Origin of the sequence: Sphingomonas sp. LR60 (assembly GCF_036855935.1) — a bacterium.
Taxonomy (GTDB): domain Bacteria; phylum Pseudomonadota; class Alphaproteobacteria; order Sphingomonadales; family Sphingomonadaceae; genus Sphingomonas.
In genome coordinates this window covers 2,236,432-2,251,124 of sequence record NZ_JASPFK010000001.1, presented here as the reverse complement: position 1 = coordinate 2,251,124, position 14,693 = coordinate 2,236,432, and the positions used below count along the sequence as shown (strand labels likewise).

Annotated in this window: 13 protein-coding genes and 2 pseudogenes; 10 read left to right on the top strand and 5 right to left on the bottom strand. The window is 68.5% G+C overall.

Annotation, left to right across the window (positions count from 1 at the left end):
* Positions 1-12: 12 nt before the first annotated feature.
* Positions 13-1,421 (bottom strand): annotated as a pseudogene (gene astD, locus QP166_RS10360) (succinylglutamate-semialdehyde dehydrogenase).
* A gap of 46 nt (positions 1,422-1,467) precedes the next feature.
* Positions 1,468-2,826: a protein adenylyltransferase SelO family protein gene (locus QP166_RS10355; RefSeq protein ID WP_333915841.1), complete on the bottom strand. Its 1,359-nt coding sequence runs from the start codon at positions 2,824-2,826 to the stop codon at positions 1,468-1,470.
* A gap of 38 nt (positions 2,827-2,864) precedes the next feature.
* Here QP166_RS10355 and QP166_RS10350 point away from each other — a divergent pair, with 38 nt between their 5' ends.
* From QP166_RS10350 to QP166_RS10340, 3 genes are all read left to right on the top strand, one after another.
* A complete protein-coding gene (locus QP166_RS10350) occupies positions 2,865-3,737 on the top strand; it encodes an alpha/beta fold hydrolase (RefSeq protein ID WP_333915840.1) in 873 nt (290 codons plus the stop codon).
* 336 nt (positions 3,738-4,073) lie between these two features.
* Positions 4,074-4,832, top strand: coding sequence for an SDR family oxidoreductase (locus QP166_RS10345; RefSeq protein ID WP_333915839.1), 759 nt, complete (start codon positions 4,074-4,076; stop codon positions 4,830-4,832).
* The gene (locus QP166_RS10340) at positions 4,829-5,962 is read left to right on the top strand and encodes a glycosidase (RefSeq protein WP_443027205.1); all 1,134 of its coding nucleotides are present in this window, start codon (positions 4,829-4,831) and stop codon (positions 5,960-5,962) included. Before QP166_RS10345 ends, QP166_RS10340 begins: the two co-directional genes overlap by 4 nt.
* Positions 5,963-6,064: 102 nt before the next feature.
* Here the strand turns inward: QP166_RS10340 and QP166_RS10335 are convergent, their stop codons facing one another.
* Positions 6,065-6,313, bottom strand: a complete 249-nt coding sequence (locus QP166_RS10335; protein WP_333915837.1) for a hypothetical protein — start codon at positions 6,311-6,313, stop codon at positions 6,065-6,067.
* Positions 6,314-6,423: 110 nt separating this feature from the next.
* On the opposite strand from QP166_RS10335, the gene QP166_RS10330 reads away from it, so the two are divergent.
* The 4 genes from QP166_RS10330 to bla all read left to right on the top strand — a co-directional run bounded on the left by QP166_RS10330 (position 6,424) and on the right by bla (position 10,398).
* On the top strand, positions 6,424-7,542 hold the full coding sequence (locus tag QP166_RS10330; RefSeq protein WP_333917319.1) for a glycosyltransferase family 4 protein: 1,119 nt from the start codon (positions 6,424-6,426) through the stop codon (positions 7,540-7,542).
* 74 nt (positions 7,543-7,616) lie between these two features.
* Positions 7,617-9,020 carry an NAD(P)H-dependent flavin oxidoreductase gene (locus tag QP166_RS10325; RefSeq protein WP_333915836.1) on the top strand — a complete coding sequence of 468 codons (1,404 nt, stop codon included), beginning with the start codon at positions 7,617-7,619 and terminating at the stop codon, positions 9,018-9,020.
* Positions 9,020-9,469 carry a hypothetical protein gene (locus tag QP166_RS10320; RefSeq protein ID WP_333915835.1) on the top strand — a complete coding sequence of 150 codons (450 nt, stop codon included), beginning with the start codon at positions 9,020-9,022 and terminating at the stop codon, positions 9,467-9,469. Before QP166_RS10325 ends, QP166_RS10320 begins: the two co-directional genes overlap by 1 nt.
* 68 nt (positions 9,470-9,537) lie before the next feature.
* Positions 9,538-10,398, top strand: a complete 861-nt coding sequence (gene bla, locus QP166_RS10315) for a class A beta-lactamase (protein WP_333915834.1) — start codon at positions 9,538-9,540, stop codon at positions 10,396-10,398.
* Positions 10,399-10,906: 508 nt separating this feature from the next.
* Here bla and QP166_RS10310 read toward each other — a convergent pair.
* Both QP166_RS10310 and QP166_RS10305 read right to left on the bottom strand, forming a co-directional pair.
* Entirely contained in the window at positions 10,907-11,098 is a 192-nt protein-coding gene (locus QP166_RS10310; protein WP_184034251.1) for a hypothetical protein, read from the bottom strand.
* A 681-nt stretch (positions 11,099-11,779) separates the two neighbouring features.
* Complete coding sequence (locus tag QP166_RS10305; protein ID WP_333915833.1) at positions 11,780-12,778, bottom strand: 2-hydroxyacid dehydrogenase; 999 nt, start codon at positions 12,776-12,778, stop codon at positions 11,780-11,782.
* A 74-nt stretch (positions 12,779-12,852) separates the two neighbouring features.
* Here QP166_RS10305 and QP166_RS10300 point away from each other — a divergent pair, with 74 nt between their 5' ends.
* From QP166_RS10300 to QP166_RS10290, 3 genes and pseudogenes are all read left to right on the top strand, one after another.
* On the top strand, positions 12,853-13,347 hold the full coding sequence (locus tag QP166_RS10300) for an SH3 domain-containing protein (protein WP_333915832.1): 495 nt from the start codon (positions 12,853-12,855) through the stop codon (positions 13,345-13,347).
* Positions 13,344-14,187 (top strand): annotated as a pseudogene (gene nadC / locus QP166_RS10295) (carboxylating nicotinate-nucleotide diphosphorylase). The gene QP166_RS10300 and the pseudogene nadC overlap by 4 nt, the downstream one beginning before the upstream one ends.
* A complete protein-coding gene (locus tag QP166_RS10290) occupies positions 14,184-14,693 on the top strand; it encodes a hypothetical protein (RefSeq protein WP_333915831.1) in 510 nt (169 codons plus the stop codon). The pseudogene nadC and the gene QP166_RS10290 overlap by 4 nt, the downstream one beginning before the upstream one ends.

Sequence of the window (14,693 nt, the reverse complement as noted above, 5' to 3'; positions counted from 1 at the left end):
CCCTATCTGAAATCAGGCGTCGGCCAGGCCGATGCCGATCGTCGCGCGCGCCGCCTCTGCCTCGTTCGAGACGACCGGATAGGCGCAATAATCGGCGGCGTAATACGCGCTTGGCCGGTGGTTGCCCGACCAGCCGATCCCGCCGAACGGCGCAGACGACGACGCGCCGTTGGTCGGACGGTTCCAGTTGACGATCCCGGCGCGCGCGCCGGCCCAGAAGCGGTCGAACAATGCCGGAGTCTGGCTGATCAACGACGCCGACAGGCCGTAGCGGGTGTTGTTCGCCTCCGCGATCGCCTCGTCGAAGTCACTGGCGCGGATCACCTGCAGCAGCGGGCCGAACAGCTCGATATCGGGGCGGTCGCCGACGTCGGTGACGTCGATGATTCCAGGCGTCAGGAACGGCCGATCGTCGACCGGGCGCGCCATATGGTGGATCGGGCGGCCGCCCTTCATCATCAGCGCGAGGAAGCTCTCGGTCAGCCCGTCGGCGACCTCATTGTCGATCACCGGGCCCATGAACGGCGCCGGATCGTCGTGCGGCGCGCCGACGATCAGCCGGCGGGTCAGCGACGCCAGTTCGGCAAGCAACGGTTCTGCCAGCGATTCCTGCACGATCAATCGCCGCGCGGCGGTGCAGCGCTGTCCGGCGGTGGTGAAGGCGGACTGGACGATCAGCACTGCGGCGGCGTGTAGATCGGGGTGTCCCACACCAGGATCGGGTTGTTGCCGCCCATCTCCAGCGCGAGGATCTTCTCGGGCTTTTCGGCGAAAGCGCGGTTGAGCGCGATCCCGGTGCGTGCCGAGCCGGTGAACAGCAGTCCGTCGATCCCGTCGTGCGCGGCCAGCGCCCGGCCCTCGGCGGGGCCGCCGATCACCAGCCGCAGCGTCTCAGCGGGCACCCCGGCGGCGTGGAAGCAGTCGACCAGAAACGCGCCCGTCGCGGGGGTTTTCTCCGATGGTTTGAAGACGATGGCATTGCCCGCGATCAGAGCGGGAACGATGTGACCGTTGGGCAGATGCGCGGGGAAATTGTACGGCCCCAGCACCGCCAGCACGCCGTGCGGCTTGTGGCGCAGCGCCATGCGCGTGTTCATCGGCGCGTCGAGCCGGCGCTGTGCGGTGCGTTCGGCATAGGCGCTGACCGAGATGTCGACCTTGGCGGCGACTGTGTCGACCTCGGTGCGGGCTTCCCAGAGCGGCTTGCCGGTTTCGCGCGCGATCAGGTCGGTGAAGGCGTCAGCGCGCTGGCGGACGACATTGGCGAAGCGGCGCAGGGTTTCGATGCGGAAAGACAAGGACTTGGCCGCCCACGGCACGAAGCCGGCGCGCGCCGTCACGACCTCGGCATCGACGTCGCTCGTCTCCGCACGCCACAATTCCGCGCCGGTGGCGGGTTCGAAGGAGATCAGCTCAGCCATGCCGCTGGTCTTAGCCGTAACTTTGATCAAGGCGGAAGGGGGATCGTCAGCGCAGCGCGTCGGCCATCGCGCGGATGTTTGCGATCTTTGCGCCAAACGGCCCCCACTCGTCGGCGGCGGCGATCGGTGACCAGATCGCCTCGACCTCGTCGATCAGCATCGCGCAGGGCGCGCCCTGCCAATAAGCGTGATCGCGGGTTCGGCGTGGCGCATAGGATTCCAAACGGGCCCGGACCTCGTCCCACTCGCTCGCGAATGTTTGCGGCAGCGGTTGCGCAAAGGCATCGAAGAAGAATTGGTCGACCGGCATCAGCGTCGCCCGAAGCGCGCGTTCGACCGCCTGAACGAGTGCACGGTCTTCCTCCGGCGCACGCGGCACCCGGCCGAGTCGCCACAGCACCGCCTCGGCGATCGCGGGCTGATAATGGCCGGCGAACGCGTCGAGCGCGGCGATCAGCGGCTCGGGCTCGGCGATCTGGCGGAGCGACGAGGCGAGTTGCATCACGTCCCACAGGATCGCCTCGGGCTGGCGGCCGAAGGCGTAGAGCCCGGCGTGGTCGAAATAGGCGGCAACGAACGCCGGGTCCCAGACCGGCGCAAACCGCCACGGGCCATAGTCGAAGCTCTCGCCGGTGACGTTGATGTTGTCGCTATTGAGCACGCCGTGGACGAACCCGGCCGCCATATAGCGCGCGGCGAGCGTGGCGGTGCGCGCGACGACCAGGTCCAGCAGCCGGACCGGATCGTCGCTGTCCTCGCCGTACAGTTCGCGCAGCACATAGCCGGTCAGCCGGCGCAGCGCGTCCTCGTCGCGGTGATAGGCGAGCCGCTGGAACGTCCCGATGCGGACATGCGAATGATTGAGCCGCACCAGCACGCTGCCGCGCGTCGGCGAGGGTTCGTCGTTCCGCTCCAGCGCCTCGCCGGTCTCGATCAGCGAGAAGCTGCGCGAGGTGGGGACGTTCAGCGCCTCGAGCATCTCGGTCGCCAGCACCTCGCGCACGCCGCCCTTCAGCGTCAGGCGTCCATCGCCGAAACGGCTCCACGGCGTTTGCCCGGACCCCTTGGTGCCGAGGTCGAGCAACCGCCCCGACGTGTCGCGGAGCTGCGCGAAGGTAAAGCCGCGCCCGTCGCCGATGTCGGGATTGTACACGCGGAACTGATGCCCGTGGTAGCGCAGCGCCAGCGGCTGTTCGAGCGTGCCCGGCAACGGTGCAAAGCGGCCGAAATGTGCGATCCATTCATCGTCGTCGAGCATGTCGAGCCCGACCTGCGCCGCGGCGCGATCGTTGCGGAAGCGTAAGATCGCCTGCGGGAAGCGCGCCGCGGCGACTTCGTCGTAAAAGGGCTCGCCGAGCGCGGTGAGGGTGCGCTCGGGGCGATATGCTTGCGGGTCGACGGCCATGCCGCGATATGGGGGGCGGTCGGCAAAGGGCGCAAGCGATGGCGGAGTTTCGGGACATTTACTGGTGGTCTAGCGACGGGCTGCGGCTCCATGCGCTCGACTATTCCGGGGCAGATGACGCCCCGCCGGTATTGTGCCTGCCCGGCCTGACCCGCAACGCGCGCGACTTCGCGGCGGTCGCGCAGGCGATCGCGCCCGTACGGCGCGTGATCGCGATCGAGTTCCGCGGGCGCGGCGAGAGCGGCTATGCCAAGGACCCGATGAGCTACGTTCCGCTGACCTATGCGCAGGACGTGGTGGCCCTGCTCGACGAGCAGAAGATCGACCGGTTCGTGACGATCGGCACCTCGCTGGGCGGGATCGTGACGATGCTGCTCGCCGGGCTGGTGCCGGGACGATTGGCCGGCGCGTTGCTCAACGACGTCGGGCCGGAGATCGAGCCGGCGGGGCTGGCGCGCATCCGCGGCTATGTCGGCAAGCCGAGCACCTATCCGACATGGATGCACGCCGCGCGCGGGGTGCAGGAGGGCAATGCCGGCGCCTATCCCGACTGGGGGATCGAGCAATGGCTGGCGATGGCCAAGCGGCTGTACCGGCTCAACTCCGCGGGGCGGATCGTGCTCGACTACGATATGAAGATCGCCGAGCCGTTCCGCCTGCCCGGCAACGAGGCGGGGCCGGACATGTGGCGCGCGCTTGCCGCCCTGGCGGGCGTGCCGGTGCTGGTGGTGCGGGGCGCGTTGAGCGATATCCTGTCCGCCCGCACCGCCGAGCGGATGGTCGCCGCGCTGCCCGACGCGACGCTGGTGACGGTGCCGGGGATCGGCCATGCGCCGATGCTTGGCGAGCCGGAGGTGCAACCTGCGTTGATGCACTGGCTGGCGCGGACGGGGAACCGGCCGGTGGACTGAGGCGCTGTCGCCGGGCTTTACGGCGTGCGTTTGGAGAGCCCGCATGATCTGTCTTCCCCGTTGTCCCGGAAATGATCCGGGATCCCGCTTTTGCGCTGGCCGAGAAGAAGGAGCGGGGCCCCGGATCAGGTCCGGGGCGACGTACTGGGGAGAGGGTTGGGGTAAACGACGGGCCGGTCGCTCGTTGCAATCGCAGCTGTCGTTTCAAACCAACCGCTTCCGCCCCGGCGAACGCCGGGGTCCAGTTGGGGGACGCCCGGTGATGAATCGCTGCGGTTCTCCCAGCTGGGCCCCGGCGTTCGCCGGGGTGGTATGGACGGATTGTGGAGGTGTCGCATGACTGACGTTCGGGACGCTCATACCAGCGTACTGCCGCTTGCCGGACGCCGCGCCGCGATTACCGGTGGCACCACCGGCATCGGGCGGGCGATCGCGCGGCTGCTCGCGGCCGAGGGCGCGTCGGTGTTTATCGGCGGCACCGATCAGGCGCACCTCGACGAGGCGCTCGCCGATATCCGCGAGGTCGGTACGGGCGAGGGTGCATTGTCCGATCTGTCCGATCCCGACAATGTCGGCGCGTTCCTGTCCGCCGCCGACGCGGCGCTCGGCGGTTATGACATCGTCGTCGCCAATGCGGCGGAGGCAGCGGCGGGGCTGACCGAAATGGACGAAGCGGCGGTGCGACATGCGATCTCGCTTAACTTCACGCAGTATCTGCTGCTGGCGCACCGCGCCGCCGCGACGATGGCGGCCGGCGGCGATATTGTGATGATCGGGTCGACCAGCGCCTATGTGCTGGGCCCGCACTCGACGGTCTATGCCGCGATCAAGCACGGGTTGCAGGGCTTTTCGATCGCGCTGCGCCGCGAATTGGGCGGCAAGGACATTCGCGTCGCGCTGGTCGAGCCGGGCAAGACCGGGGCCGACATGCAGATGCCCGACGTCAGTTCCGAAGAACAACGCGCGCAGATCGAGGCGGGAACGATGCTGCGCGCGGAGGATATCGCGGTCGGCGTCCAGTATCTGCTCACCCAGCCGCGCCGCACCGTGATCCAGCGGCTGACGATCAGCCCGCGCGTGCAGGAGGAGGAATGATGGCGGACTGGCCGCATGATGCGTTGGTGCTGACCCCACGCGATATCGACCTGTCGCGCTCGCCGCTGGCGGGGAAGATCGACGCCGAGACCTATGTGCTGGGCGCGTTCAATCCGGGGATGACGCGGTTGCCGAACGGCAATCTGTTGTTGATGGTGCGCGTTGCCGAGGCGCTACGTCATCCCGTCCGTGAGCAGCAGGTCCATGCGATCCGCTGGCACGATGGCGGCTATGAGCTCGACGCCTGGCCGCTGTCGCTGGTCGACACATCCGATCCGCGCAAGTTCATGATGCGCGGCGGCGGGTGGAAGGTGATGGCGCTGACCTCCTTGTCGTGGCTGTTGCCGGTCGAGCTGGACGCCGCGGGCCGCGCGGTGGTGGCGATCCATTATGACCGCGCGATCGCGCCGCGCACCGACTATCAATGTTATGGCGTCGAGGATGCGCGGATCACGCAGGTCGACGGGCGCTATTACATGACGACCTGTTCCGTCAGCCCCGAGCGGCATTCGACGACGCTCTATACCAGCGACGATGCGCTCGACTGGACGCTGGAGGGGATCGTTCTCGATCACCAGAACAAGGACATGCTGATCTTCGAGGGCAAGGTCGGGGGCAAGTTCTGCGCGCAGACGCGGCCGCTCGGCGATTTGTACTTCGCCTATCCGCCCGAGTCCGAATGGCGCGCGGGGCCGTCGATCAACCTCGCGATGTCGCCCGACGCCTTGCACTGGAAGCCCTACGACAAGCCGGGCATCCGCCCCCATGCGCAGACGATGGCGACCGCGCGGATGGGCGGCGGCGCGCCGCCGGTGCTGGCGGAGGTCGGCGGGCAGCAGGGCTGGCTGTCGCTGTGGCATGGCGTCGAGCCGTCGGGGGTGGTCGGCACCTATCGGACCTATTGGACGCTGCTCGATCGCGACGATCCGTCGCGCACGCTGGCGACCGATCATGCGCCGTTGCTGGAGCCGGCGCCGGAGTTGCTCAAGCCGTCGGAGGACCTGCTGTACGTGACCGACGTGGTGTTCACGACCGGGATCGCGGACGGCGGCGATCACTGGGTGGTGGCGAGCGGGGAGGCCGACCTCGCGTGCCGGATCACGCACGTGCCGAAGGGGCGGATCGGCTAGGTCCGACAGGCAGGTCTTTGCCAGGAACCAAAAAGGCCCGGAGCGCATGTGCGCCCCGGGCCTTTATGTCATCACGCCGCCGGAGCGGCGCGATGGTTCGGATCAGTTGCTGTCCGAGTTGTTGTCGTCGACCGCGATGAACACGCCGCCGGCGACAATCGCGGCGGCGAGCACCAGCGCGACGATCGAGCCCGGCGCGCCGAGCTTGCTCTTGCCCGAGGTGGCGGTGCTGGCGCGGGCCGACTTCGCGATCGACAGCGAGGCTGCCGGGCTGGCGGCCGGGGCGGCGAGAGCGGGAGCAGCAGCCAGCGTGAGCGAAGCGGCGGCGGCGAACATGGAAGCGATCTTCATGGGTGCGTCTCCTGTTAGTCGCAGATAACAGGCCGCTGCTTGTCCTGTTCCTTGTCGTAGGGGAAGCAGAACATGGTGCGCGGCAGCATTTGGCGTAGTATGTGGCGACTATGTCACAGTCGCTGTCCATTCTTTACCTGTTCGACGCCTTCGATCCGCACGGCGGCGATCCGTGGAGCCGGCGCGCGGTGCAATTGATGACCGCGTTTCGCGACGCGGCGCGGCACGTGGTCGCGGCAGATGATTGTCGCGCCGCGCTGCCCGAGGGCGTGACGGGGATGCTGGCGCAGAACCCGCCGCCGCTGGCCGGCACGGTGTCGGTCGCACGCTACGAGGCGATCGCGCGCGCGATGCGCGGGCACGATCTGGTGCTGAGTTTCGGTGCGGGCGCGATCGATGCGGTGATGGCGCGGCGGGCGTTCCCGCGCGACACGCCGCCGATCGTCCATCACGAGGACCCCGCCGAGGCGACGAGCGCCGGGAGCGCGCGATTGTATCGCCGGATCGCGCTGGGCGCGGCGGCGGGGCTGGTGGTGGGGGGATCGGCCGCGGCCGAGACGGCGGCGGCGCGCTGGAAGGTCCCGGAGGCGCGGTTGCATGTCATCCCCGACGGCATCGACCTGTCGGCCTTTGCGCGCGGGCCGAATGCGAAAAGCGTCGCCGGCTTCCGCCGCAAGCCGGTCGAGGTGGTGATCGGCGTGCCGCTAGATAACGCGAGCGACGCGGAACTGGCGTTGCTGGTGCGCGCGGTCGCGGGGCTGGCGGCGCGCTTCCGGCTCGTCGCCGTCGGCGATGGCGCAGGGCGTGCGGCGGTGGAGCGCGCGGCGCTGGCGATGGGGATCGACGATCGGCTGGTGCTGCCCGGTGCGTTGACCCCGACGGCGGCGTGGCTGGGCGGCGTCGACGTGCTGCTGCTGCCGATGCGGCTCGGCGCGGCGCCCGCGATCGTCGTCGAGGCGATGGCGGCGGGGGTGCCGGTCATGGCGTTGCGCGGCGGCGCGACCGAGGCGCTGCTCGCCCCGGAAAATGGCGCGTTGCTGTCGCCCCATGCCGCCGAGGTGTCGCTGCGCGATGCGCTGCAGCCGCTGGTCAGCGACGCGACGTTGCGCGCGGCGGCCGGGGCGGCCAACCGCGCCCGCGCGACGGAACGCCATGATACCGCAGCGATGATCGCACGCTCGGCTGCGGTCTATTCGGCGGCGATCGGGCGACCGGCTTTGCCCGGTTGAGTCGCATTTCGGTCGCGTTGCGGCCCGATTGCTTTATAGGGGACCGCTGCATCACTGGTGAAACGGGAAATCGCGTGTTCAAGGGGCTGAAGCCGATCGTCTATGCAGGCCGCGAGGTCTGGCCGCTGGTGGAAGGGGGCAAGGGGGTTGCCGCCACCAATCACGCGTCGGCGGGCGCCTGGGCGGCGGCAGGCGGGATCGGTACGGTTTCGGCGGTGAACGCGGACAGCTACGATCCCGACGGCAAGATCATCCCGCAGATCTATCGCGCGCTGACCCGGCGTGAGCGGCACGAGGAACTGATCGCCTATGCGGTCGAGGGCGCGGTGCAGCAGGTGCAGCGCGCGTGGGAGATCGCGGGCGGCAAGGGCGCGATCAACATCAACGTCCTGTGGGAAATGGGCGGCGCGCCGCGCGTGCTGCACGGCGTTCTGGAGCGGACGCGCGGGCTGGTGGCCGGCGTCACCTGCGGCGCGGGAATGCCGTACAAGCTCAGCGAGATCGCGGCGTCGTACAACGTCAACTACCTGCCAATCGTCAGCTCCGGCCGCGCGTTCCGCGCGCTGTGGAAGCGCGCCTATTCGAAGGCGAGCGAATGGCTGGCGGCGGTCGTCTATGAAGACCCGTGGCTGGCGGGCGGGCACAACGGCCTGTCGAATGCCGAGGACCCGCTGAAGCCCGAGGATCCCTATCCGCGCGTCAAGGCGCTGCGCGAGACGATGCGCGAGGGCGGCATCCCCGACACCACCCCGATCGTGATGGCGGGCGGCGTCTGGTATCTGCGCGACTGGAACGAGTGGATCGACAATCCCGAACTCGGACAGATCGCGTTCCAGTACGGTACGCGTCCGCTGTTGACGCAGGAAAGCCCGATCCCCGAGGACTGGAAGGCCAAGCTGACGCAGATCGAGGAAGGCGAGGTACTGCTGCACCGTTTCTCGCCGACCGGTTTCTATTCGTCGGCGGTGCGCAACCCGTTCCTGCGCTCGCTGGAGGCGCGGTCGGAGCGGCAGATCGCCTTCTCGACGCAGGAAGCGGGCGACCATGTCTTCCAGCTCGACGTCGGGGTGAAGGGCAAGAACTTCTGGGTGACGCGCAACGACCTGCTGCGCGCGCGCGAATGGTTCGGCGCTGGCTTCACCGACGCGCTCAAGACCCCGGACAATACGCTCGTCTTCGTGACGCCGCAGGAAAAGGGCGAGATCCGCAAGGATCAGGCCGATTGCATGGGCTGCCTCAGCCAGTGCCTGTTCTCGAGCTGGGCGGATACCGAGACCAACTCGACCGGGCGGCTTGCCGATCCGCGCAGCTTCTGCATCCAGAAGACGCTGCAGGACATCGCGCACGGCGGCGACACCGACGCGAACCTGATGTTCGCGGGCCATGCGGCGTATAACTTCAAGCGTGATCCCTTCTACTCGAACGGCTTCGTGCCGACGGTGAAGCAGCTTGTCGATCGCATCCTGACCGGCGACTGATGTTCGACGCGGCGCTGGCGCAGGTTGCGACAGCACTGCGCGACGCGCGCGATCCGTGGTGGGTGATCGGCAGCGCGGCGGTGCGGCTGCATGGCGGAGCGACGTCGGTCGCCGATATCGACGTGCTGGTGAGCGCCTATGATGCGACGTGCGTGCTGCGCGACTGGGCGGGCGCGGTGACGATCGGTGTGGCCAGCGACCTCTTCCGCTCGCACCCGTTCGCGCGGCTGGATGGTGCGGCGTTGCCCGTCGAGATGATGGCTGACCTCGAAGTATTTGGCGAGGGCGTGTGGCGGCGGGTGTTGCCGGTCACCCGGGTGGCGCTGTGCGGCGTGTTCGTGCCGGTATGCGAGGAATTGGTGGCGATCCTGCGATCGTTTGGGCGCGACAAGGATATTGCGCGGGCGGGTCTGCTGGACTGGCCGGAGGCAAAGTCAGACCAATATTGAGGCAGCGCGGGGTAGCGGTCGTGTCAGCATGTAATTGACGATGCTATAGGCCCATGATGAGCAGCCAAGTGTCTCGACGTCACCTGCTGGTCGGCGGCGCCCTCGCGCTGACCGGCGCGGCCCCGCGATCGTCGGTCGAAGAGGCGCTTGCCGCGCTGGAGCGTCGCGCCGGTGGCCGGCTGGGCGTGTGTATCGTCGATACGGGCCGCGGCACGACGACCGGCTGGCGAGAGCATGAGCGCTTTACGCAGGCCAGCTCGTTCAAACTGTCGCTGGCCGCGATGATCCTTGCCGCGGCGGATCACGGCCGGCTTACCTTGAGCGAAGGGCTCGGCTGGTCGGCAGGCGACATCCTCCCGCACAGCCCGGTGACGACTGCGATCGCCGCCATGACCTTGTCGATCCGCGATCTGGCACGCGCTGCCGTCGTCACCAGCGACAATACCGCCGCGAACGTGCTGCTGCGCAAGGTCGGTGGGCCGGCCCGGCTGACGGCGTTCTGGCGGTCGAACGGCGACCGGGTCAGCCGGCTCGACCGCTACGAACCCGCGCTGAACGTGACACCGCCGGGCACCACGTTTGACACGACGACCGCGGCGGCGATGGCTGCGACCGTCGCCAGGTTCGTGCGGGGCACCGTGTTGCGGCCGGTGAGCCGCGCGCTGCTCATCGAGTGGATGGTCGCGGCGCATACCGGGCGGAGCCGTCTGCGCGCGGGTTTTCCCGCGGGCTGGTACGCGGGCGACAAGACAGGGACGGGCGGCGGCGAGCAGCGGCCGATCTTCGTCGATCTCGCCTTTGGTGGCCCGCGCGGTCGCGCGCCAGTGATCGTCGCGGCCTATTTCGAGCCGATTCGATCGGCATCGGCCGCAAGCGCGGAGGCGGTGTTGGCGAAGGTGGGGCGTATCGCCGCAGGTAGCGTCGCCTAGGCCAGGATGACGTGGAGCCGACCCACGTTCGTCATTGCGAGCGCAGCGAAGCAATCCAGAGCCGGATCAAGACGCCCTAGATTGCTTCGCTGCGCTCGCAATGACGGCTTCGGTTCGACGTTGTGTCATCGCACTCTAGCCTCGGCCGTTTTCGGTGTGACTCATCTGCCCTGACGGGTACCCCGGCAATGGCCGGGGCCCAGTTGGGGGACGCTGCTGATCTGCGTCGCGCTCCATTTCACCGACCTTCCCAGCTAGGCCCCGGCCTTCGCCGGGGTACGAATACGAATGGTTCTTCAAACGGTGCGTCGCACCGAGAGCACGGCAACGTCGCCGGTCGGGCTGTCATAGATTTTAACGCTGTGGAGGGCCGCCCCGCCGCGCCGGACAGGTCGCGGTCACCGCCGCCGCCATCATCACGATCCCGCTCACCGCTGCCCCCGAACGAAACGGCGCGCCACCCGCTTGGGGTGACGCGCCGTCATCATCGCATTGCGGTGCGCGGAGGTCAGTCCACGACGGTGCCCACAACGGCACCGCCGACGCCGCCGACCGCCGCGCCCTTCTCGACGCTGCCGCCGGTCGCGGCCGCTACGCCGGCACCACCGGCGCCGCCGATCGCCGCGCCGCGCAGGGTCGAGCAGGCCGAGGTCGACACCGCAGCGGCGACGAGCAGGGCGGAAAGAGCGATCTTTTTCATGTGTTTGCTTCCTGTGCTGGGGGATGCGGCGTCAATGCTGCGGCCCCGCCGCGGTTCCGGACGGACATGTTTCGTCACGCATCGCAGGCGGCGCGGCTGCGACAGAGATTGCGGCACGGCAACGCGGGCGACATTCGTCCGCAACGTCGCGCGCCGAGGGCGGACGGGCCATGACGGAGAGCCCGATGCCAAACGATCGCCACGCCGCCTATCACGCCGAACGTGCCCGCGACGAAGCCGTCCGCGCGATGAGCGCCAGCAGCCCCGATGCCGCCGCCATCCATCAGGAGCTATGCCTGCGTTACAGCGGGCGGGTGATCGCCGCGCTGATCCTCGGCGCCGTGGGGAGGGGAGAGATTCGTTTCCTGCCGGGTCGGATTGAGTTGACCGGAATGACGTCAACTCCATCCGTCATTGCGAGCGTAGCGAAGCAATCCAGGGTTGGATCAGGGCGCCCTGGATTGCTTCGCTACGCTCGCAATGACGGTTGTTGGGACCGATGCCATCATGTTCTCGAGCGGGCATCTCCGCGTTGCGGGCGGAAGAGGTGAGGTGACCTCGACTTCCCCGTCATGCTGGACACGTTCCGGCATTCACGGCTTCGCAAACGTGCAAGTCGTTGATTTTAGCGGAGCGGCGGGTCCCGCAATACGCCTGCGGGGACGATGTGGCAGTCTTGCGCTACGCCCAACCCTCGAGCACCTGATCCGGCGGGCGGTGGCCGTCAGCCCACATGCGGATGTTGGCGATCACCTTCTCGCCCGACGCGACGCGCCCCTCCCAGGTCGCGGAGCCCATATGCGGGGTCATCACGACGTTCGATAGCGCGAGCAGCCGCGGGTCGATTTCGGGCTCGTGCCGCCAGACGTCGAGCCCCGCGCCCGCCAGCCGCCCGTTCTCCAGCGCGTCGACCAGCGCGTCCTCGTCCACTATCCCGCCGCGGCTGGCGTTGATGACGAAGACATGTGGGCGCAGCAGCGCGATGCGGCGCGCGTCGATCAGCTCGCGGCTGTCGGCGTTGAGCGGCGTGTGGAGCGTCAGGATGTCGATCGCGCCGAGCAGTTCGTCGAGGTTGGGGTGCCACACCGCGTTCAGCTCCGCCTCGACGACCTTCGGCAGGCGATGGCGGTTATGGTAATGAATCGACAGCCCGAAGGCGCGCGCACGCCGCGCCACCGCCTGACCGATGCGGCCCATGCCGACGATCCCCAGCGCCTTGCCGCCGATCCGGTAGCCGAGCATCCCGCCGGGGCTCCACCCCTTCCACTCGCCGGCGCGGACCAGCTTCTCGCCCTCCGCCAGCCGCCGCGGCACCGAGACGATCAACGCCATCGTCATGTCGGCGGTGTCCTCGGTCAGCACGCCGGGCGTGTTGGTGACGATGATCCCGCGCGCGCGCGCCGCCTTCAGGTCGATATGGTTCACGCCAGCGCCGAAGTTCGCGATCAGTCGCAGGCGCGGGCCGGCAGCCGCGATCAGCGCGGCGTCGATCGTGTCGGTCACGGCGGGCACCAGCACGTCGCAATCGGCCATGGCGGCGGCGAGCGCGTCGCGCGTGAACGGCTTGTCGTCGGCATTGCCGGTCACGTCGAACAATTCGTCGAGCCGCCGCATCACGACGTCGGGCAGCGCCCGCGTCACGATCACCTTGGGATGGGCGCAGCGTCGCGTATCGGCCATATGTCGGGATTGGCGAACGCGCGTCCGTGCGTCAACGGTTGATGCGGCGGGGCAGGCGTGGCTACAGGGCGGATGTGAACAGGGATCATCTCACGATCGTGGCAGCGATGGCGGCAGCGTCGCTGCTCGCGCCCATGCCTGCTGCGGCGGAAATCGATGCGAAGGAGCCGCCTTATGTCGGCTCGATCGCGGCATCGCGCGCGCGGATGCGCACCGGGCCGGGGCGCAACTTTCCGGCGAGCTGGATCTATGTCCGCGCCGACCTGCCGGTGCGCGTGCTGGAGGCGTTCAAGGAATGGCGCCGCGTCGAGGATCCCGACGGCACGCAAGGATGGATGCTCAACGCCTTGCTCAGCTATCGGCGCACCGCGATAGTGCGCGGAACCGAGCCGGCCGAATTGCGCGACCGCCCCGGCGGGCCGACGATCGTATGGCGGGTCCAGCCCGGCGTGGTCGGGCGCGTCTCGCGCTGCAGCAACGGCTGGTGCAGGTTCGACGTGAAGGGGCAGGCGGGGTTTATCCAGACCGACCGCGTCTGGGGCGTCGCGCCGACCGAGGAATTGCCATGACCTTCCGGCTCGACGGGTTCGACCTCGACGCGTTCGTCGCCGCGACGCTTGCCGAGGATCTGGGCGAGGGGGGCGACGTCACCTCCGCCGCGGTAATCCCGGCCGAGGCGCGGTTCGAGGCGATCATGGACAGCCGCGACGCGATCACGGTGTGTGGGCTGGAAATTGCGGCGGCGTTCTTCCGGCGGCTCGATCCCGATGCGGCGATCACGATGCTGGTGCAGGACGGCGAGCGTGTCGCGCCGGGCACCGCGCTGATGCGCATCACCGGCAATGCGCGCGCCCTGCTGACCGCCGAACGCTCCGCGCTCAACACCGTCCAGCATCTGTCGGGGATCGCGACGCTGACCGCGGCCTATGTCGATGCGATCGCGGGAAGCGGTGCGACGCTGCTCGATACGCGCAAGACGATCCCCGGCCTCAGGCGGCTGGAGAAATATGCCACCCGCACCGGCGGGGCGCAGAACCATCGCATGGGCCTGTGGGACGCCGCGATGATCAAGGACAATCATGTCGCGGTCGCCGGGGGTCGGCCCGGCGGCGGCGCTGGCGAAGGCGGCGGGGATCGCGACGATCATCGTCGAGGTCGACCGGATCGACCAGATCGAGCCAGCCATTGCGGCCGGCGCAACACACCTCTTGCTCGACAACATGGGGCCGGACATGCTGCGCACGGCGGTGACGATCGTCGCCGGTCGCGTGCCGACCGAGGCGTCGGGCGGGGTCACGCTGGAGACGATCGGTGCGATCGCGCGTAGCGGTGTGCGCTATGTCAGCGTCGGGCGGATCACCCAGTCGGCTCCCGCCGCCGATATCGGGCTGGACTTTGCAGAGCTATGAGCGAGCGCAGGAACAAGACGAAGACGAGCAAGCCGGTCGCGAAGAAGTCGCTGCGGACGTACTTCGGCGCGGATGGCCGGTCGATGTCGATCGTGCGGTTTGAGCGGCTGTATCTCGCCTCCTTCGCGATGTCGCTGGTCGGCTGGGCGTTCAGCTGGCAGCAGACCGTCGACCGGCTGGCGCTCGATCCCAAGACCGCGAGCTATGGCTGGCTGTTGCCCTCCGCGCTGCTGCTGAGCTGCGCGATCACGCTGGCGCTCTGGTATTTGGTTTCCCGGCGCGCGAGCCTGGCCGCAAAATGGGTGGTGACGATCCTGACCGGGCTGGCGGCGGTGCGCTTCGCGATCAACCTGATGGTCGTGGCGCGCGGCAAGGTGCCGGTGGTGGCGCTGTTGCTGTCGGCGGCGATCCTCGCGCTGAGCATCGCGGCAGTCGTGCAACTGTTCCGCAGCGATGCGCGATTGTGGTTCGGCGAAGGGCTGGAGCCCGAGGAAGAAGAAGCATGA